Source organism: Bacillus velezensis, assembly GCF_001461825.1.
In the GTDB taxonomy this organism is placed as follows: Bacteria; Bacillota; Bacilli; order Bacillales; family Bacillaceae; genus Bacillus; species Bacillus velezensis.
This window is the reverse complement of the sequence record NZ_LLZC01000019.1, coordinates 806225-826343: the sequence shown is the minus strand read 5'-3', so window position 1 is coordinate 826343 and position 20119 is coordinate 806225. Positions and strand designations below refer to the sequence as shown.

19 protein-coding genes are annotated in these 20119 nt (G+C 47.3%); 10 read left to right on the top strand and 9 right to left on the bottom strand.

The window, feature by feature from the left end; genetic code table 11:
* Positions 1 to 92 precede the first annotated feature (92 nt).
* A complete protein-coding gene (locus AR442_RS14680) occupies positions 93 to 1499 on the top strand; it encodes a SpoVR family protein (RefSeq protein WP_014417292.1) in 1407 nt (468 codons plus the stop codon).
* A gap of 38 nt (positions 1500 to 1537) precedes the next feature.
* Here AR442_RS14680 and AR442_RS14675 read toward each other — a convergent pair whose 3' ends face one another.
* Positions 1538 to 2917 (bottom strand): alkaline phosphatase PhoA, encoded by a 1380-nt coding sequence (locus tag AR442_RS14675; protein WP_038461322.1) that lies wholly within the window; start codon positions 2915 to 2917, stop codon positions 1538 to 1540.
* 458 nt (positions 2918 to 3375) lie between these two features.
* Between AR442_RS14675 and AR442_RS14670 the strand changes: the two genes are divergently transcribed.
* Positions 3376 to 4200, top strand: a complete 825-nt coding sequence (locus tag AR442_RS14670) for a C40 family peptidase (RefSeq protein ID WP_014417294.1) — start codon at positions 3376 to 3378, stop codon at positions 4198 to 4200.
* 68 nt (positions 4201 to 4268) lie between these two features.
* On the opposite strand, the gene AR442_RS14665 is transcribed toward AR442_RS14670, so the two are convergent.
* Positions 4269 to 5144 (bottom strand): transcriptional regulator CitR, encoded by an 876-nt coding sequence (locus tag AR442_RS14665; RefSeq protein ID WP_007409271.1) that lies wholly within the window; start codon positions 5142 to 5144, stop codon positions 4269 to 4271.
* 109 nt (positions 5145 to 5253) lie between these two features.
* Here AR442_RS14665 and AR442_RS14660 point away from each other — a divergent pair, with 109 nt between their 5' ends.
* The 4 genes from AR442_RS14660 to AR442_RS14645 all read left to right on the top strand — a co-directional run bounded on the left by AR442_RS14660 (position 5254) and on the right by AR442_RS14645 (position 10513).
* The gene (locus AR442_RS14660; protein WP_032863841.1) at positions 5254 to 6357 is read left to right on the top strand and encodes a citrate synthase/methylcitrate synthase; all 1104 of its coding nucleotides are present in this window, start codon (positions 5254 to 5256) and stop codon (positions 6355 to 6357) included.
* 78 nt (positions 6358 to 6435) lie between these two features.
* A complete protein-coding gene (locus tag AR442_RS14655; RefSeq protein ID WP_014417296.1) occupies positions 6436 to 7305 on the top strand; it encodes an SDR family oxidoreductase in 870 nt (289 codons plus the stop codon).
* Between the two features lie 334 nt (positions 7306 to 7639).
* The gene (bcaP, locus tag AR442_RS14650; protein ID WP_014417297.1) at positions 7640 to 9043 is read left to right on the top strand and encodes a branched-chain amino acid transporter BcaP; all 1404 of its coding nucleotides are present in this window, start codon (positions 7640 to 7642) and stop codon (positions 9041 to 9043) included.
* A 114-nt stretch (positions 9044 to 9157) separates the two neighbouring features.
* Positions 9158 to 10513 carry a sodium-dependent transporter gene (locus AR442_RS14645; RefSeq protein ID WP_014417298.1) on the top strand — a complete coding sequence of 452 codons (1356 nt, stop codon included), beginning with the start codon at positions 9158 to 9160 and terminating at the stop codon, positions 10511 to 10513.
* A 36-nt stretch (positions 10514 to 10549) separates the two neighbouring features.
* On the opposite strand, the gene AR442_RS14640 is transcribed toward AR442_RS14645, so the two are convergent.
* Genes AR442_RS14640 through sigM form a run of 3 tightly spaced genes read right to left on the bottom strand, consistent with a single transcriptional unit; the run spans position 10550 to position 12385 of the window.
* The gene (locus tag AR442_RS14640) at positions 10550 to 10840 is read right to left on the bottom strand and encodes an anti-sigma-M factor (protein WP_003155315.1); all 291 of its coding nucleotides are present in this window, start codon (positions 10838 to 10840) and stop codon (positions 10550 to 10552) included.
* Positions 10828 to 11904, bottom strand: a complete 1077-nt coding sequence (locus AR442_RS14635) for an anti-sigma factor (RefSeq protein WP_087920756.1) — start codon at positions 11902 to 11904, stop codon at positions 10828 to 10830. The genes AR442_RS14640 and AR442_RS14635 overlap by 13 nt, the downstream gene beginning before the upstream one ends.
* Complete coding sequence (gene sigM, locus AR442_RS14630) at positions 11894 to 12385, bottom strand: RNA polymerase sigma factor SigM (RefSeq protein WP_003155312.1); 492 nt, start codon at positions 12383 to 12385, stop codon at positions 11894 to 11896. The genes AR442_RS14635 and sigM overlap by 11 nt, the downstream gene beginning before the upstream one ends.
* 240 nt (positions 12386 to 12625) lie before the next feature.
* On the opposite strand from sigM, the gene AR442_RS14625 reads away from it, so the two are divergent.
* Entirely contained in the window at positions 12626 to 13225 is a 600-nt protein-coding gene (locus AR442_RS14625) for a lysophospholipid acyltransferase family protein (protein WP_007409265.1), read from the top strand.
* Positions 13226 to 13270: 45 nt separating this feature from the next.
* On the opposite strand, the gene AR442_RS14620 is transcribed toward AR442_RS14625, so the two are convergent.
* Positions 13271 to 14605, bottom strand: a complete 1335-nt coding sequence (locus tag AR442_RS14620; protein WP_007409264.1) for a hemolysin family protein — start codon at positions 14603 to 14605, stop codon at positions 13271 to 13273.
* Positions 14606 to 14666: 61 nt separating this feature from the next.
* Positions 14667 to 15092 carry a Cu(I)-responsive transcriptional regulator gene (locus tag AR442_RS14615; protein ID WP_007409263.1) on the bottom strand — a complete coding sequence of 142 codons (426 nt, stop codon included), beginning with the start codon at positions 15090 to 15092 and terminating at the stop codon, positions 14667 to 14669.
* A gap of 179 nt (positions 15093 to 15271) precedes the next feature.
* On the opposite strand from AR442_RS14615, the gene AR442_RS14610 reads away from it, so the two are divergent.
* The 3 genes from AR442_RS14610 (at position 15272) to AR442_RS14600 (ending at position 19353) form a co-directional block, all read left to right on the top strand.
* Positions 15272 to 16456, top strand: coding sequence for a pyridoxal phosphate-dependent aminotransferase (locus AR442_RS14610; protein WP_014417299.1), 1185 nt, complete (start codon positions 15272 to 15274; stop codon positions 16454 to 16456).
* A gap of 32 nt (positions 16457 to 16488) precedes the next feature.
* A complete protein-coding gene (locus AR442_RS14605; RefSeq protein WP_014417300.1) occupies positions 16489 to 17733 on the top strand; it encodes a beta-ketoacyl synthase N-terminal-like domain-containing protein in 1245 nt (414 codons plus the stop codon).
* 231 nt (positions 17734 to 17964) lie between these two features.
* A complete protein-coding gene (locus AR442_RS14600; protein WP_014417301.1) occupies positions 17965 to 19353 on the top strand; it encodes a hemolysin family protein in 1389 nt (462 codons plus the stop codon).
* Positions 19354 to 19366: 13 nt separating this feature from the next.
* Here AR442_RS14600 and crcB read toward each other — a convergent pair whose 3' ends face one another.
* Both crcB and AR442_RS14590 read right to left on the bottom strand, forming a co-directional pair.
* Entirely contained in the window at positions 19367 to 19726 is a 360-nt protein-coding gene (crcB, locus tag AR442_RS14595) for a fluoride efflux transporter CrcB (protein ID WP_014417302.1), read from the bottom strand.
* The gene (locus tag AR442_RS14590) at positions 19723 to 20118 is read right to left on the bottom strand and encodes a fluoride efflux transporter FluC (protein WP_014417303.1); all 396 of its coding nucleotides are present in this window, start codon (positions 20116 to 20118) and stop codon (positions 19723 to 19725) included. Before AR442_RS14590 ends, crcB begins: the two co-directional genes overlap by 4 nt.
* Position 20119: the final 1 nt, after the last annotated feature.

The following is a 20119-nucleotide window of genomic DNA, read 5'->3' as shown; positions in this document are numbered from 1 at the left end:
CCGAAAGTTTTCAGCCGGAAACCGGTCTGTTATTTCATCTTTTGAGAGGAGGGGTCATACATTATAAATAAGTCCAAGTAGGGGGGATTCGGTTGAACGCGGAGGAGACAAAAGGTTTACAGCGGGCAATTGAGGAAATAACCGACATTGCCAAGGGTTTCGGCCTTGATTTCTACCCGATGAGATATGAAATTTGCCCGGCTGAAATTATTTATACATTCGGCGCGTACGGCATGCCGACGAGATTCAGCCACTGGAGTTTCGGCAAACAATTTCATAAGATGAAACTCCATTATGATCTCGGTTTGAGCAAAATTTATGAACTTGTCATTAATTCCAACCCTTGCTACGCTTTTTTGCTGGACAGCAATTCGCTGATCCAAAATAAATTAATTGTAGCCCATGTTCTTGCCCATTGTGATTTTTTCAAACATAACTGCCGCTTTCAAAATACGAACCGGGACATGGTTGAGAGTATGGCGGCTGCGGCGGAGCGGATTAAGCATTATGAAAGAATGCACGGGATAAAAGAGGTGGAGTCCTTTTTAGATGCCATTCTGGCGATTCAGGAGCATATCGATCCGTCGCTCGTCAGGCCGAAGCTGCTGTGGAGCGTCGATGACGAAGAGGAGGACGAAGAAGAAACCGCGCCATCGCCTTACGATGATTTATGGGGAATGGATAAGCCGAAGCAGGTGAAAAAGAAAAAAGGGAAAAAACCGTTTCCGCCCCGGCCGGAAAAAGATATTCTGCTGTTTATCGAAGAACATTCGCGGGAGCTTGAACCGTGGCAGCGTGACATTTTAACCATGATGAGAGAAGAAATGCTGTATTTCTGGCCGCAGCTGGAAACGAAAATCATGAACGAAGGCTGGGCATCTTATTGGCATCAGCGGATTATCCGCGAGCTTGACCTGACTTCAGATGAAGCCATCGAATTTGCGAAGCTGAACGCAGGCGTCGTTCAGCCGTCAAAAACGGGAATCAACCCGTATTATTTAGGGCTGAAAATTTTTGAAGACATCGAAGAGCGTTATGACAACCCGACAGATGAAATGAAAAAAACAGGAGTAAAGCCCGGTTCCGGCCGCGAGAAAATGTTTGAGGTCAGGGAAATTGAATCGGATATATCATTTATCCGCAATTATTTGACGAAAGATCTCGTGATGCGTGAGGATTTGTATTTATTCCAAAAGCAGGGCAGGGACTATAAAGTGATCGACAAAGAATGGAAGGCCGTGCGCGACCAGCTCGTGAACATGCGGGTCAACGGGGGATTTCCTTATCTGACCGTCAATGACGGGGATTACCTGAAGAATAATGAGCTTTATATTAAACATTGGTATGAGGGAATTGAGCTTGATCTGAAATATTTGGAGAAAGTGCTGCCGTATCTGTACCAGCTGTGGGGCAGGAGCGTGCACATCGAATCTGTTCTTGAAGACAGAGAAGTGATGTTTTCTTATGACGGCAAAGGAGTGCACCGGAGATATCTGTAAAAGAAGAAAGGATGCGGGAGTTTCCCCGCATCCTTTTTTTATTTTCCGTGTTTCAGGATGTGAAAGATCTTTTTGGCCTGGTCCGTGTTGTTTAAAAGCCCCGTAAATGACTCTCTTCCCGGACCGTACGCGTAAACGGGAACTTCTTCGCCCGTATGATCGCCGGTTGTCCAGCCGCTGTTGGTTTTCGCATTAAAGAGCTTAATGATCGCTTTGTAGATGCTCTTGTCAGCATCCTGTTTTGCGGCCGTTTCGATCTGTTTGATCTCAGCTTTTGACCATTTCAGGTCTGTATAACGCGCAAGCACGGAAGATACGGATTTGCCCGCTTTGATTTGGTCAGCCATAAATGCCGGGGTTTTTTTGGCGGCAAGAATCGGTTCAACATGCCAGTTTTTATCGTCATTCGCGCCGATCGTCAATCCGCCGGTGGTATGATCGGCCGTGGCAACGACAAGCGTATGTTTGTCCTTTTTGGCAAATGCGATCGCTGCTTTATACGCTTTTTCAAAATCCTTCATTTCGCTCATTGCGCCGACTATATCATTGTCATGTCCCGCCCAGTCAATTTGGCTGCCTTCGACCATTAAGAAAAACCCTTTTTTATTCTTGTTCAGCCTGTCGATCGCTGCCGTTGTCATGTCTTCTAATGAAGGGACGGCGTTTGAGCGGTCGATTGCTTTGTCGAGTCCGCCATCGGCAAACAGGCCGAGAATCTTCTTGTTACGATCCTTTTTGAGCTCCTGTTTTGATGTAACGTAGCTGTATCCCGCTTTTTTGAAATCCTTTGTTACATTGCGGTCTTTACGGATAAAGTTTGATTTGCCGCCTCCGAGGAGCACATCGACTTTCTGTTTTCCGTTGATGCGGTCATCAAAGTAGCTGCTTGCGATGTCATCCATATTTTTTCTGGATTTGTTATGGGCTCCGAATGCCGCAGGAGTGGCGTGGGCAATCTCCGAAGTTGCGACAAGTCCGGTGGATTTGCCTCTTTGTTTCGCTTCTTCGAGGACGGATTTTACCCGCTTTCCTTTTTTATCGACTCCGATCGCCGCGTTATACGTTTTCACGCCTGTGGCCATTGCCGTGCCTGCCGCCGCGGAATCGGTAATATTGGAATCAGGATCGTCAGGGTAAGTCATCATCATACCGGTGAGATTGGGGTCGAATGCCGTCAGTTTCATGCCGTCCGAAGGCTTTCCTTTGTTAATGACCGAACGGTAGGCGTTCATATAGGGAGCGCCCATTCCGTCGCCGACCATGAAGATGACGTTTCTGATTTCGTTTTTGTCAGACTGTTTTTTTGCCGCAGCCTGTTCGGAGTGCTGAAGCCCCGCGCCCGCAATCAGACCGGCTGTCAGCACGGATACGGCTGCCGCCGGCAGAAGTTTTGATCGAACCTGTTTAAATAGACTCATTCTCACTCGTCCTCCTTTAATCTTGTCTGCATGTCTAATGGTAGGGGATGTTTGTAAAGAGCGCCTGTTCCTCCTGTAAATTTCAGGTGAAACATTGTTAGAAATGTAAATTCCGGTGTAACTTATGTTTTCAAGAAAGAGTGAAAACCATTCACTTTTTTGAAAAAGACGAGGATTTTTTTAACAAGGGGTTATTTGGAAAATAAACTGCTTTGTTTTTCCAAAATACGAGGATCACAGGAAAAAAACATGACAAATTGACTCATTTTTCGTCACGTTTGAAATCAAATTGAAATATTTAATACCCTTAAAAACTTTTTTTAAAAACGAATTAGTAAGAAATTTGTCACGGGAAGTCAAGTCTATTTCTAGTGGAAATTGAACCTTATAATAGGAAACAGATAAAAACTTTAAAAAAGAGACACATAAAATAGATAGAATCATTCGGGGAGGAAAACATGAAAAAGCAACTTGTTACAGCAACAACGGCAGTGGTTTTGGGGACGACTTTGTTTGCGGGCGCGGCATCTGCGCAAACGATTAAGGTAAAAAAAGGCGATACATTATGGGGACTTTCAAATCGGTACGGAACGTCAATTAATTCCATTAAATCTGAGAACAAATTAAAATCGGATATCATTTACATCGGCCAGACGCTTTCGATCAACGGTAAATCATCTTCAGGTTCAAATTCGGGCAGCAAGTCATCATCGTCTACATATAAAGTCGTAAAAGGCGACAGCCTTTGGAAAATTGCGAATAAATATAAAATGACGGTAAACCAATTAAAAAGTTTAAACGGTTTAAAAACGGACCTGATCCGCATCGGACAAGTTCTTAAAGTAAAGGGATCAACTTCCGGTTCAACGTCTTCAGGATCTTCGTCATCAAAGCAGCCTTCATCCAGCCATAATGCTGCACAGACGAGCCTGAATGTAAACAAGCTGATTTCTGATGCGCAATCTTTAATCGGCACGCCGTATGTATGGGGCGGAACAACGACTTCCGGCTTTGACTGCAGCGGATTTATCTGGTACCTGTTAAACAAACAGACGAGTGTCGGCAGAACAAGCACTGCGGGATACTGGAGCTCAATGAAGAGCGTGTCCAGCCCGTCAAGAGGAGACTTCGTCTTCTTTACAACATATCAGGCCGGCCCTTCACACATGGGTGTGTACATCGGAAACAACAAGTTCATCCATGCCGGTTCTGACGGCGTCACAACAAGTGATCTGAATAACAGCTACTGGAAACCTCGCTACCTTGGCGCGAAAAGATTCTAGCAGCGATAGAAACCCGTTCATCAGAACGGGTTTTTTATTTAGACGGGACAGAGCTCCATTTGTTTCACCTAAAAATGAAAATGTGATAAAAAATCTAAAAAGGTTTTCTTTTTTTCATTTTCATAGAGGGCGATGGCGTACGCGCCCGCGCTCGGCATCTGGGCGAATTCGCACGGAATTTCAATCATGCTGCCTGCGGCGAGCTCGGCCCGTACCGCTGACAGCGGCAGAAATGAGACACCCAGCCCCTCTTTAATAAATCGTTTCGTAATATGCGTCTGTGTCACCTTCATTGTCCTGACGAAAGGGAACTGTATTCTGACCTGGCGGAGCAAATCATCCCAATAGTCAGGGTGGTTATGGGTCAAAAGCAGATATTGTCCGAACAGGTCTTTCACTTCATCCGCCTTCCCTGTCCCGGGTTTTCGGCCGGGCGGCGCGACGAGGACAACGGGGTCATTGTACAGGGGGCGGCAAGTGAGGGAAGATGATTGCACCTTTAAGCAGCTCAGTCCGATATCGGCTGAGCCGTTTCTGATTTGAGAGGCGATTTCTTCCGATTCGAAAATGGTGACCGTCATTTCGGTTTCTTTATTGTCCTCTGTATAACGCTTCATGACAGACGGGAGAACGGTGTCGGCGATAAGCGGCGAAACAGCGAGTGTCAGTGTGTGCGAGTAGCCCTGGCGCACCCTGTGCAGCTCCGCCATGCTGTTTTCATAGTCTTCCAAAAGCCTCATGGCAAACGGCACGTATGCTTTTCCTTCTTCCGTCAATTGTATTTTCCGGCCGCTTCGCTGAAACAGCTTGCAGCTGATTTCTTTCTCTAATAATTTTATATGAACGGTGACGGTCGGCTGAGATAAAAAAAGCGTTTCTGCCGTTTTTCTGAAATTCTCATATTTTGCCGCAGTGACGAAGGTGTGAAGCCATTTAAAATCCATAGATGCACTCCTCTGATTAAAAGTTTTAATTAATTCCCTTAAAAATATTCATTATTTTTTAAATATTATATTTACTATAATAACAGAAAGAGGATAAGGGGGAATGAAATTGATTTATCGTGGATTGAAAGGGATTACTTGTGCAGAAACGGCTATCAGCCACATTGACGGAGAAAAGGGGCATTTAATATATCGCGGCTATGATGCGAAGGATATCGCGCTGCAATCCAGTTTTGAAGAAGCGGCGTATCTCATTTTGAACGGGGCGCTTCCTGATGAGCGGCAATTGCTTGCGTTTCAGGAAGAACTTGCAGCCGAGCGCGGGCTTCCGAAACATTTGATCGACTTACTGGAAACGCTTCCGGATGAAATGGACGACATGGCGGTGCTGAGAACGGCTGTTTCAGGTTTGGGCACAGATTCATTTACATATCCGCCCAAGCCGGAAGAAGCGATTAAACTGATTGCCGTCACACCGACGATTATTGCGTACAGATACCGCCGTAAGCAAGGGAAGGAAGCGTTGTCACCTGAGGCGCGATACGGACACGTTGAAAACTATTTGTATATGCTGACAGGCAGGCAGCCGTCCGCAGCCCAAAAGAAAGCGCTTGAGACGTATATGATTCTGGCGATGGAGCACGGGATGAATGCATCGACTTTTTCAGCGAGAGTCACCGTTTCGACTGAATCGGACTTAGTGTCTGCCGTCACTGCCGCACTGGGTACGATGAAAGGGCCGCTGCACGGAGGCGCGCCTTCAGGCGTCACGAAAATGCTTGAAGACATCGAGGAAAAAGAAAATGCAGAAGCGTATTTGACAGCGAAGCTTATGAGGGGAGAACGCCTGATGGGCTTCGGGCACAGGGTGTACAAAACAAAAGACCCGCGGGCGGAAGCGCTGCGCATAAAGGCTGAAGAAGTGGCGGGAAATGATCCGTCGCTTGACTTGGCGCTTTATGTGGAGAAGGAAGCCATCCGCTTGTTAGAGCAATATAAGCCCGGACGGAAGCTGTATACGAATGTGGAGTTTTACGCAGCGGCTGTGATGCAGGCCATTGATGTCGACAATGATTTATTTACGCCGACCTTTTCAGCAAGCAGAATGGCAGGCTGGTGCGCACACGTGCTTGAACAGTCCGCTGACAACATGATTTACAGGCCGTCTGCGAAATACACCGGCGCTTTTCCCGAAACGGCTCAGCAGCTTTAATACCGGCATATTTGTCCGTTTAACTCTCAGCACTGCGTGGTATCGTCTCAGTAATACCAATTGCAGGAGTGTGAGAATATGAATCCGATGGACAGACAGACGGAAGGACAAAAGCCGCAGGTGCAAAACCGCCAGCCCGGCATTGAGTCAGACATGGAGCCGAAGCCGCTCTTGGAGGACCCGGATGTAAAAGGGTCGGGCAGATTAAAAGGAAAAGTCGCCGTCATCACGGGCGGAGACAGCGGCATCGGCGCAGCGGCTGCGATCGCTTACGCGAAGGAAGGGGCGGATCTTGCCATCCTGTACCTAGACGAACATGCCGATGCCGAGAGAACGAAAAAGCGTGCGGAAGAATACCAGGCCGAATGCCTGTTAATTCCGGGGGACGTCGGTGATGAGGCGCATTGTCAGAAGGCGGTCCGGCAAGTCTTAGATCACTACGGAAAAATAGATATTCTCGTTAATAATGCGGCTGAGCAGCATCCGCAAAACGGGATTCTTGATATTACAGCTGAACAGCTGGAGAAGACATTCCGTACAAACATGTTTTCCATGTTTCATATGACAAAAGCCGTGCTGCCTCATCTCAAAAGAGGGAGCGCCATCATTAATACAACGTCGATTACCGCTTATCAGGGAGACACATCATTGATCGACTATTCGTGCACGAAAGGCGGCATCGTTTCCTTTACTCGTTCAATGGCGATGTCATTGGCCGATCAGGGGATCAGAGTAAATGCGGTGGCCCCTGGCCCGATCTGGACCGCCCTGATTCCGGCAACGTTTACTGAAGAAAAGGTGGAAAAGCATGGTCTGGACACTCCGATGGGAAGACCGGGACAGCCTGCGGAACACGCCGGAGCTTACGTGCTTCTGGCTTCAGACGAATCTTCCTATATGACGGGGCAAACCATTCACGTAAATGGCGGCAGATTTATTTCAACATAATACGCAAGTCTTATCCCGCGCTTTTAAAAAGGGCGGGATTTTTATTTGAACGTACATATGAATACGATTTTAAAAAAAATAAAAGTCGCTAGCTGAATCACTAATGTTAATATTTCACAGTGGAAAATCCGCTGAGTTCTGTTTCATGAAAACTAAAAATAATATATAGAATTTTCAAAAAAGTTATTTTCATTTTTATATTTTTCGCTATAATATGATGTAGGAGAAAGGAATGATGTGCTGAAACATTTCATGCGAAAAATAAGAATTTAGTCATTATTGCTATTGTTATCTGAATATTCTAACATATATTGGTTTACAAGGAGTGAAGCAGATGAAGGGGAGCGTATTCAGAAAGAAAAGCATTCAGGACCTGCTTGCCGCAACGGGCGGGGAAAAGTCGCTAAAAAGAGAGTTAGGGGCCTTTGATTTGACCCTTCTGGGGATAGGGGCCATCATCGGAACGGGGATTTTTGTATTAACCGGAACAGGCGCTGTCACGGCGGGGCCGGGGCTGACCGTTTCATTTGTCATCGCCGCTCTTGCGTGTTTATTTGCGGCTCTGTCATATGCCGAATTTGCTTCAAGCGTCCCGGTTTCCGGTTCCGTCTACACGTTTACTTATGCGACACTGGGTGAACTTCTCGCGTTTATTATCGGATGGGATTTAATCTTGGAATATATGCTCGCCGTCAGCGCGGTTTCGGTCGGATGGTCCGGCTATTTTCAATCATTCTTGGCGGGCTTCGGCATTCATCTTCCGACCGCATTAACGGCCGCGCCGGGGTCAATAAAAGGCACGGTCACATTCTTTAATCTCCCCGCATTTGTTATCGTGCTTGCGATTACATTCCTCCTCTACTTAGGCATTAGGGAATCGAAGCGGGTCAATAATATTATGGTCATTTTGAAGGTTCTGGTTGTTCTATTGTTTATCGCCGTTGCGGCCGTATATGTCAAACCTCACAACTGGCAGCCGTTTATACCGATGGGGTTCGGCGGTGTTTTCAGTGCCGCGGCGCTCGTTTTCTTCTCTTTTATCGGTTTTGACGCCGTCTCTTCCGCCGCTGAAGAAACGAAAAATCCAGCAAAGGATCTGCCGAAAGGAATTATCTTTTCATTAATCGTCTGCACTGTGCTGTATGTGACCGTATCGGCGATTATGACGGGCGTCGTTCCGTTTGCCCGCTTTGAAGGCGTTGACCATCCCGTGTCTCTCGTCCTGCAGATGGCAGGACAGAATTGGGTGGCCGGGATTATTGATATCGGCGCAGTGTTGGGAATGACAACGGTGATGCTCGTCATGCTGTACGGCCAGACGAGGGTGATGTTTGCCATGTCCCGTGACGGTTTAGTGCCGGGGGCGCTTTCAAAAGTCCATCCGAAGCATAAAACGCCGCACGTGGTGACGTGGGTGTTCGGCATCCTGTCAGCATTACTCGGTTCGCTCGTCCCGCTTGATGAACTGGCGAAGCTGGTGAACATCGGCACGCTTGCCGCGTTTGTCCTGATTTCAGTGGCGGTTATCGTATTGAGAAAGAAACAGCCTGATCTGCCGAGGGCTTTTAAATGTCCGGGGGTTCCCTTTATTCCGATATTGTCCATTCTGTTCTGCGTGTTTTTGATTATTAACCTCGGCGCCACCACCATATTCCGTTTCTTTATCTGGCTGATCATCGGTCTGGTGATTTATTTCTTATATTCGAGAAAGCATTCGAAATTAAACGGGGATTTGTAAGGAGCGGCACCCGCCGCTCCTTTTTATTTTTCGGAATAATGAAACATATTGAAATGGGCTTAAGTTATCGCAGTGAATAAGGGATAATATAGGGCGGAAGGGAAGTGGAAAGTCGTGTCTGACCAAAAAAGGGTTCAATGGGCCTCAAAAATAGGATTTATTATGGCCGCTGCCGGTTCGGCGATCGGCCTGGGAGCCATTTGGAAGTTCCCTTACGTAGCGGGTACGAACGGAGGAGGCGCTTTTTTTCTTGTTTTCGTTCTCTTTACCGTGCTTTTAGGCTATCCGCTTTTGCTCGGTGAATTTATTTTCGGAAGACGGAGCCAGACAAATGCGATTGATGCCTACAAACAAGCCGCGCCGAAGTCGGTATGGCACCTCACGGGTTATGTGGGTGTGGCGGCCTGTTTTTTAGTTTTGTCTTTTTACAGTGTTGTCGGCGGGTGGATTTTGCTTTATGTGTTAAAAGCCGTTACCGGTTCTTTATCCGGGCTCACTCAGGAGCAGTACGGCACGGTGTTCGGGACAGTCATTGAAAATCCGATCCAGACTCTCGTTGCGCAGCTTGTATTTATGATCATGACGGTAGCGGTCGTCGCAAAAGGCGTGCAGAAAGGGATTGAACGTGTCAGTGCGGTGCTGATGCCGATTTTATTTGTGCTGTTTCTATTGCTTGTGCTGCGATCAGTCACGCTCGATCATGCCGTTGAGGGGATTAAATTTTTATTGGTTCCGCACTTTGAAGATTTGACGCCGGAATCCATCCTATATGCTTTAGGACAGGCGTTTTTTACATTAACGCTCGGTGTTTCGGTCATGGTGACATACAGTTCGTATCTGCCGAAAACCCAAAATCTTCCGGGTTCGGCGGGTTCCATTGTTATGATGAATGTACTCGTTACGCTGTTTGCGGGACTGGCCATTTTCCCGGCGGTTTTTTCGTTCGGCTTTAAACCGGATGAAGGGCCTACACTGCTGTTTACCGTGCTGCCGGCTGTGTTTGACCGGCTGCCGTTCGGCTCGCTGTTTTTTATCAGCTTTCTGGCGGTCTTTTTCTTCGCCGCGCTGACTTCGGCCTTTTCGATGGTGGAAATTATCGTGGCGACTGTGGGGAAAGGTGATGAAACGAAAAGAAAGAAGCTGTCGTGGACAAGCGGTCTGCTCATTTTCTTAGTCGGAATTCCGTCCTGTTTATCATACGGTGTTCTCGGTGATGTTCATTTGTTCGGAAAAACGTTTTTTGATCTTGCGGATTTCACCGTCAGCAATGTGCTGATTCCGCTCGGCGCTTTATTAATATCAATCTTCGTCCCGCTGAAAATACCGAAGCAGGAGCTGTTTGCCGAGATGAAAAGCGGTTCCGCCATCGGCTATCGTTTCTTTCAGGTGTGGTATTTCCTTCTGAAATATCTCGTGCCGCTGGCTATCATCGTCGTATTGCTGCATTTAATCGGCGTTCTTTCATTTTAAAAAAACAGGCCCCCGTAAAAGGGCCTGTTTTTATGTTTAAAAACCGAATTGCAGATTCGTATCAACCGCAACGATCGTATATACACAGACAATGACGAACAGATTGAGAATGACACCGAGCAGTCCCGGGCCCGTCCGTCCTTTTTTAATAAACAGCTCAATGATGCCGAACGGCACGGCGGCCATCGCAAACGGCAGCATCTGATAAGAATAGAAAGTCACATTGCTGATGATTGCCACGTTCAAAAGCAGCAGCGACAAAATCGCGGTACCGACTGATATCCAGCCGAAAACATTATGCTCTTTAAAAATTCTTACCAATTCCATAATTCCACCTCACCGATGTTTGCTGCTTTTACTGTTTTGTTTTTCAGCAGACGTTCGATTTCTTTTGTCGGCCCCGTCACGACAGAGCCGTATACGTTCATTCCGTGATGTTCAACATAGTCGATTCGGCTGCCAAGATTCATGTCTTTTCGTTTCGATATTGCATGCGCCCATTTTTTATGGCGGGACATAAATTCAAGGGCATTGATAAATTGTTCACGGTCTGTCTGTCCTTGCGTTTCGAAAGAGGACACCATCTTAGAATCTTTCCCGGGAAATCCTAACGGCTCGGCATAAGGACTGTCTTTCAGATTTTTCTCCGTTTCGACCGCATTCCATAAAAACTTCACATCGTATTTTTTAAAAGTTGAATATACTTGAGAAGAAGGGTAGGCCCGGTCATAAGAAAGATAGACCTCCGCCACGCTTCCTTCAGGCAATTTTTTTAATGTCTGACCGGCTTTTTCAATCGTGCGTTCCTTTAAGCCGGAAGGATGGGCGAAATAATGCTTTGCCTGTGCCGCGTCTAGATCATAGTAGTTAACGGCAGGCGATTTGACCGTATCTAAAAACATTTCAATCCGTTCTCCGCCGACGGATTTCGTTTTTGTGCCGATCTGCTTTTGCAGCGGAAATTCCGTATTCATTCCAAACAGCTTCACCTGGCTTTTCAGTCCGGAGGTATCGACGAGGACGTTCGGCATTGTGGTCGCCACCGTCACTGCCGCGGTCTCCATTAATTGATTGCCGGTGCTTTCCTTTCCTCCCAGACCGTAATAGAGGTAGCTTCCCAAAGTGCAAAGCGGCAAAATCATCAAAGTGGAGATGACGGCGAGAACTGAAATCCGCAAATACGATTTGCGTTTTCCGTATGATAAAATGGCCTTCTGTTTTTCCGGGCTGATGCCGACGTCCCATTCCCGGTCGTCCTGCATTTCGCTTTCAATCAACTCCTGATAGACTTCCAGCTTTTCCAGCTCTTCTTCAAAGGCGGCCATTTCCCGGTCGCTCATTTCTCCATTTTTGTATTGGTAAAAACGCTTTTTAAATTCTTCATTCATCATTAACACCTCTATTATAAAGTGCTTTCAGCCGCTGTCTGGCACGAAATAAAACACTTTTAAAATTAGCCTCTGAAATATTCATAATATGGGATGCTTCTTTGTAATTCAGTTCTTTTAAATAATACAGTGTTAAGGCCTCCCGATAATTGTCGGGAAGTTCGGACATATACCCTGTCAGCACTTCCTTGATTTCAATCTGATGAGCCGGGCTTTGAACAGCCGTCTGAAAAAGGCTCCCAATTAAGTCATCGGAAATGGTCACTTCCTTTTTATGTTTTCTGACATAATCTATAAACGCATTTCTCGCCACTTGAAAAAGCCATGGCTTTACTTTGCTGTGGTCGTAGGAGTGAATGTGTATGTATGCCCTCATAAAGGTTTCCTGCAGCAAATCTTCAGCGAGATGCTTGTCTTTTGTCATGGAGAGCAGGAACCGGTAAACATCATTCATATACATTTGGTAAATTTCATCGATCGTCACTGCCTTTTCTCCCCTCTATGTTATACACGCATAAGAAAGGTTTAAAGTTGCACGTTCCATGCAAACGGCTTAAATTCATTTTCACCTCATCAAACACCATTTCTCTATAGTACCCAAAAACCGTCATAAAAGATAGAGATCGGCAGAGGAAAAATATAATTATTAGTACCAGGTAATAAAAAATATTGTTATAATAGAGAGAGAGAACACTTTTGATCATTACAACAAAGGAAGTGCGTTATGTATAAGTTTTGTGCAAATGCCATCAAATGCATTCTATCTCTGCGCGGAGGAGTGAAAGTGTACAATAAAGAGAATCTTCCGTCTGATAAAGGATTCGTTATCGCGTGCACGCATGCGGGCTGGGTGGACGTCCTCACGCTCGGTGTCGGGATATTGCCCCATCAGATTCATTATATGGCGAAAAAAGAGCTGTTTCAGAAAAAGTGGATCGGACGTTTTTTGAAGAAGATTCACGCGTTCCCGGTTGACCGTGAAAATCCGGGCCCGAGCAGCATTAAAACGCCGATTAAGCTTCTGAAGGAAGGGAAGATTGTCGGGATTTTTCCGAGCGGTACGAGAACATCAGAAGACGTCCCGCTGAAAAGAGGGGCCGTGACCATCGCCCAAATGGGAAAAGCGCCGCTCGTTCCGGCCGCATATAAAGGGCCGTCTACGGGAAAAGCGCTGTTTAAAAAGGGAAAAATGCGGCTTATCATCGGAGAGCCGATTTTTTTGGAGGACTTTTCCGATCTTGCGCCGAAGGAGAGGCTTGCGGCCATGACAGAAGAGCTGAATGCCAGAATTAAAGAGCTTGAGAAAAAACTTGAACAATTGTAAATGAAAAAAAGCTTGCCGTCTGTATCAGACGCGCAAGCTTTTTTGTTATGCTTCTTTTTGTTCGGCGGTTTCCAGCAGTTCATCAAACGCCAGTTTTTTCACTTCGATATATGCGACGTGGTGGCCGTCAATTTCATTAATGATAAATTCACAGCCTTCTTCGATAATCGAGTCGTATTGTTCGACGTCGTATTTCTGGGTAAGGAACCAGCCGCCGATGGTGTCGACCTCGTCATTTTCTAAATGGATGCCGAGGAGTTCGTTCACTTGATCAATCAGGACCTTGCCGTCAAGCATGTAATGGCCGTCGCCGAGTTTACGGATTTCGTTGATTTCATCGATATCAAATTCATCACGGATTTCCCCGACGATTTCTTCAATAATGTCTTCAACGGTGACAAGCCCCGCTGTTCCGCCGTATTCATCCGACAGAATCGCCATATGAACCCGTTCCTTCTGCATTTTTACAAGCAGATCGTGAATCGGTGCCGACTCAATCACATGGATGATCGGATTGACAAAATCGGTAATCGGCGAGTCGACTGATACTTCGCCGCTTATGCAGGCGGTCAGCACTTCTTTAATGTTAATAACGCCGATAATATTATCTTTGTCACCCTCTTCGACAGGGTACCGGGTATATTTTTCAATCTGAATGATGTCCATCATTTCAGAGATTTTGATATCATGCGGCAGACTGACGATTTCCGTACGCGGAATCATGATTTCTTTTGCAAGTCTGTCGTCAAATTCAAAGATTTTGTTCACATATTTAAATTCAGACTGGTTGATTTCACCGCTTTTATAGCTTTCCGATAAAATAATGCGCAGCTCTTCTTCAGAGTGGGCAAGCTCATTTTCAGACACCGTCTCCAGACCGAACGCCTTCGTTAAAAGACGGGCGGAGTTGTTCAGAAGCCAGATAAACGGGAACATGATGCGGTAAAACCAAATGAGCGGTTTCGAAAACAGCATTGAAACGGCTTCCGCTTTCTGGATGGCGACTGTTTTCGGCGCCAATTCTCCCACGACCACGTGTAAGAATGTAATGATCGCATAGGCGAGAATAAATGAAATAATATGCGATAATGAGCTTGGTACGTTTATCTTTGTGAAAAGCGGATGAAGCAAGCGTTCAATCGTTGATTCGCCTAAGACACCAAGACCGATGGAAGTCAATGTTATGCCGAGCTGGCACGCCGATAAATACTCATCTAAATGCGTGGTCACTTTTTTGACACCGATTGCGGCTTTATTTCCTTCTGCTATAAGCTGGTCAACCCGTGAGCCTCTGATTCTGATTATCGCAAACTCAGATGCTACGAAAAATGCCGTCAGCGCGATTAAAACCGCGACTAAAATCAAATTCACAATGTCCAATTAGAACCTTCACTCCTTTTGGGAAGATGAAGGTAACACCTCCTGTTAGTAAGATAATGGTTTAACTTAACAGCAGCATAAATGATTGAAGCACTGCAAGCTTTTCAGGAGCCAGCCTTTTTTTCAGCTGGGCGCGCTCCTCTGGTTCAAGCTTTTCAAACCGATTCAAGATCACGGAGATGTTTTGATTCATGTGATCAATTTCCGATGCCAGATTTCCAATATCGTCAGGCAGGGCTGAAGAGGGAAACTGGTTCTCCAGTCGATCTTTTATATCAGACAGGGCCAATCGCTGCTTTTTACAAGCGACTATAAACTTTAACCGATTAAGTGCAAGTGTATCGTAGTAACGATAGTTCGAACAAGACCTGTCAGGCTTTAAAAGCCCGAGGTTTGTGTAGTAATCCACCGTGCGTTTCGTTACACCGGCAAGCTCTGCTAATTCACTGATGCGATAAGTCTCAGCCCCATCTAAATCCCTCCCCAACCATCACGTTATAGTTATGAGAATAGTTTAATATATGAAGGGGAGTTTGCACAAGTTTATTGTTTTCCGTCTTTCTCCTGAAACGGCGCGGCGGGCTGTCTGAAAAAGCGTTGACTGCGCCAGGTAAATCTTTCATAATCATTGTAAATAGAAACGGAAGAAAAAGACAGAAGGGACAGATGACAGTGGCCGATTTATCACGGGAAGTGACACAGAATCTGGAGAAAGGTTCATGGATACGCAAACTATTTGATGAAGGCGCGCGGCTGAAAAAAGAGTTCGGCGCCGATAAGGTGTTTGACTTTTCAATAGGAAATCCGGTTGCGGAGCCGCCTGAAACGTTTAAAAAGGCGCTTTGCGAAGCGGCTGAAACAGGGCGGCACGGATACATACAAAACCAGGGGCTTCCGGAGGCGAGAGAAAAGGTTGCGCGCTTTTTGTCAGAGCGGTTTCAGACAGAAATTTCCGCCAGGCATACAGTCATGACGGTCGGAGCCGGCGGGGCGCTGAATGTCGCGCTGAAGAGCATTTTAAACCCGGAGGAAGAAGTCATCCTCCTTTCGCCTTATTTTGCGGAATATAAAGCGTATGTTGAAAATTACCGCGGCAGACCCGTCATCTGCCCGCTGACTGACTCATTTGAGATTGATATTGAAGCGGTTAAAGGTGCGATCACCCCCCGTACGAAAGGACTGATCGTTAATACGCCGCATAATCCGACGGGGACTGTGCTCAGCCAGAAAAACCTTAACGAATTGGGCGCCTTATTAAAAGAAGCCGAAGAGCGGAACGGCCAAAGCATATTTATTTTATTTGATGAACCGTACAGCCAGCTGATCTACGGAGAAGAGCAGGCGAATCCGTTTCAGGCGTATCACCGCGTGATTTTAGTCAGTTCGTTCAGTAAAGATCTCGGCATTGCGGGGGAAAGGCTCGGGTATATCGCGGCAGACGCCCAAATGCCTGAGGGCGATCTTCTGACGGATGCGTTCGTTTTCTGCAACCGGACGCTCGGTTTTGTGAACGCTCCGGTCATGATGCAGCGCGCCGTGGCGAAAATGGATGATCTTTCGATTGACGCTGAACCTTACAGAAAGCGGAGAGACCTTATGGTGGACATCCTCACAGAAGCCGGCTTCGAATTTGAAATGCCGAAAGGAGGCTTTTTCGTCTTTCCGAAATCACCGATTGAAGACGAGGTGGCGTTCTGCATGCATGCCGCACAGAAATACAAACTATTGATCGTACCCGGCAGCGGATTTGGAAAAAGCGGCTATTTCCGATTATCTTTCAGCGTGCCTTCAGAACAGATCAGACAGTCGCGCGATATTTTCAAAGCACTGTATCAAGATTTTTCTTCATAGCTTCCAATACATAAAGATGGGAGAACGGACAAATGTCGAGGAGAAATAATGGCACGTCAGACATCAGCATTACAGGAATCGGAGTCTTAACCGCGGTCGGACAAGGCAAGGAGGCGTTTCTCGATGCGCTCATGGAGGGGCGGCACGCCTTTGATGTGATGAAACGGCCCGGCCGGCAGAAAGGCAGTTCGTTTATCGGCGCGGAGCTTAGCGAATTAACGCCGCCGGACGCGCTGTCCAAGCGCTTGTACCGAAGGGCCGCATTATCAGGAAAGACGGCGCTTATCGCTTTATATGAAGCGTGGCATGACGCTCAATTAGACGGCGCTGACCACAGCCGCACCGGTCTGATCATCGGCGGCTCGAATATGACGCAGCGCGAATTGCTGCAGGTCTTTGAGAAAAACGGTGAAACGCCGCAATTTGTAAATCCGACATACGGGCTTTCTTTTATGGATAGTGATTTGTCGGGGCTTTGTACGGAGCAATTCGGGATAAAAGGGCCGGCCTTTACGGTCGGCGGCGCGTCGGCAAGCGGCCAGGCGGCGGTTATTCAGGCTGCTCAAGGAATCAAAGGAGGCCTGTTTGACCGGTGCATCGTGATCGGGGCGCTGGCCGATCTGTCGTACATGGAGTGTCATGCTCTCCGTTCTTTGGGAGCGATGGGCACTGATACATACGCTGAACGGCCTGAAGCCGCCTGCCGCCCGTTTGACCGGCATACGGACGGGTTTATATTCGGAGAGGCGTGCGGGGCGATTGTGCTGGAACGCGCTGAATCTGCCGAACAGAGGGGCGCGCGTTCGTGGGCCGGCTTAAAGGGCTGGGGGATGGCTTCCGATGCAAACCGCAACCCGAATCCTTCAGCAGAGGGCGAAATGACGGTGATCCGCCAGGCGCTGGAGCGGGCCGGTCTTTCAGCAAAAGAGATCGATTACATCAACCCGCACGGCACCGGTTCGCCGATCGGTGATAAGACTGAATGCCGGGCGCTTTCTGAAAGCGGCCTGTCGCACGCGCGGATTAATGCGACAAAATCGATTACCGGACACGGTCTGAGTGCGGCCGGAACGGTGGAAATCATTGCTGCTCTCTTGCAAATGCGGGAAAACAAGCTTCATCCGATCCGAAACTTAACGGAGCCGATTGACGATTCTTTTCAGTGGGTGACCGACGGGCCGAGCATCCATACCGTACACCATGCGTTAAGCTTAAGCATGGGATTCGGGGGGATTAATACGGCGCTTTGTTTAGAAAATCATTTCCGAAGCAGATAACGGCAGCCTTCTTTTTGAAGGCTGTTTTTTATATGATAAAAAAATCTGAAAATGATGAAAGAATGGAGTTGTGATACAATAAACTATACAAATGACAATCATGCTTTGACTTAGGAGGTGGCAGGATGGGGCCCTCTGTGTAGTCAATCACCCATTTCGTTCCTCTCGCTTAAGAAAAAACGATGAAATCAGGAGGTGACGTCCTTATCCTTCAATTCGGGATAAGGTGAAATGGACGATATTGACAGTTTGATTTTAATCGGTGTGCTCATTGCGTTAACCGCATTTTTCGTGGCGAGTGAATTTGCGATCGTCAGAGTGAGAAGATCCAGAATCGATCAGCTCATCTCAGAAGGGAACAGACGGGCGGTGCTCGCAAAGCGTATCATTACGGATCTTGATGAGTATTTATCCGCCTCGCAGCTTGGCATTACACTCACATCCATCGGGCTCGGCGTACTGGGAGAGCCTGCATTTGAGCGGATGCTTCATCCTGTGTTTCAGGGCATGGGGCTGCCGGATTCAGCTGAGCATGTGATTGCTTTTGCTGCGGCGTACGGGCTGATTACGTTTTTACATGTCGTCGTCGGTGAGCTTGCGCCTAAAACGGTTGCGATTCAAAAAGCGGAAAAGCTGACGTTATGGATTGCCGGACCGCTTCGGTTATTTTACGTGTTCATGTTCCCGTTTATTTGGGTGCTGAACGGCTCCGCGAGAATTCTGACCGGTTTGGCCGGATTAAAGCCGGCATCTGAGCATGAAGGCTCCCACTCTGAAGAAGAGCTGCGGTTCCTGCTGTCAGAAAGTTTAAAAAACGGAGAAATCAATCCGTCTGAATATACATTTGTGAATAAAATTTTTGATTTTGATAATCGGATCGCCAAGGAAATCATGATCCCGAGAAAAGAAATCGCGGCTGTTTCCACTGATATGGACGTGCCGGAAATGCTTGATATGATGCTGAAAGACAAATATACGCGCTGGCCCGTAACGGACGGGGACAAAGACAGTGTCATCGGCATGATCAATACGAAGCATCTCTTTTCAGATCTGCTGTTTATGACAGAAGATGAAAAAGAGGAAGTATCCATCACGTCTTACGTCCGCCCGGTGATTGAAGTCATCGAGACGATCCCGATACACGACCTGCTGATAAAAATGCAGAGAGAACGGATTCATTTGGCGATATTGTCTGATGAATACGGCGGAACGTCCGGTCTTGTGACGACCGAAGACATCCTTGAAGAAATCGTCGGCGATATCAGAGACGAATTTGATGAGGATGAACAGCCGCAGATTCAAAAGCTGTCCGAACGCCATTATGTGCTGGACGGAAAGGTTCGGATTGATCAGGTGAATCATCTTCTCGGCGCAGGGATTGAAGAGGAAGTCGACACGATCGGCGGTCTTGTGCTGAAACGGAATATTGACATCTGTGCGGGTGAGTCGATACAAATCGGGGGATACACTGCCCTCATATTAGAAATGGACGGCCGGTTTATTAAACAGCTTGAACTCAAAGAAGAACAGGGCCGCCCGGGCGGTCAGGGAACAATAAACCGCCAGCTGCCCGTGCCTGAAACGGTCATGCTTCATAACGCAACCTTGAGCGAAAAATAAGCTCAAGGTTTTTTTAAATGGACATGATAATGAAGCCGCACCAGAACGCCAAAAGGCTTCCGGCTGCTGAAACAGCGATGTAGAGCAGGCTTTCCTTTATGCGGTTGTTCATCATCAGCTGCACGGCTTCAATACTGAACGTGGAAAAGGTCGTAAACGCACCGAAAAAGCCCGTCGCGATGATGATGCCGGCGGAAGGATTATCCAGGCCCAGTCCGGTGAACATGCCGAGGCCGAAGGAGCCGAGCAGGTTGACCGCAGCCATTCCAAGCGGAATCGGAAAACTTTTTGTTCTTTCTGAAATTGCTTTACCCAGCAGAGACCGTAATACCGCTCCGATACCCGCTGCGATAAGCATCAGGACAATCGTCATGGCGTATCATGCCCCCTTCCCGCTGCGTGAAGGGCAATCCGCCGTCCCCAGAAAATGCCGGCGTATGCAAGGGCAATGCCAGAGATTAATGTCGCGGCAGCATAACAAAAAGCCGCTGCGGGAGACGATTGCAGCAGAAAAATGGTTTCTTTTGCGAAGGTTGACATCGTCGTGAAACCTCCGCAAAAACCGGTTCCTAAAAAGGCGGTCAAAAGAGGGCGTTTAGCCCGAATGATGAAATAACCCGTAATAAGACCGAGTAAAAGGCTTCCCGCCGCGTTTTCGAGGAAAGTGGCCGCCGGGAAAGAACCGCTGTGAATGTGCGCGCTCATTTCAAAGCGGAGCAAAGCGCCAAGCGCGCCTCCGATAAAAATTGCGATGTATTGTTTCATA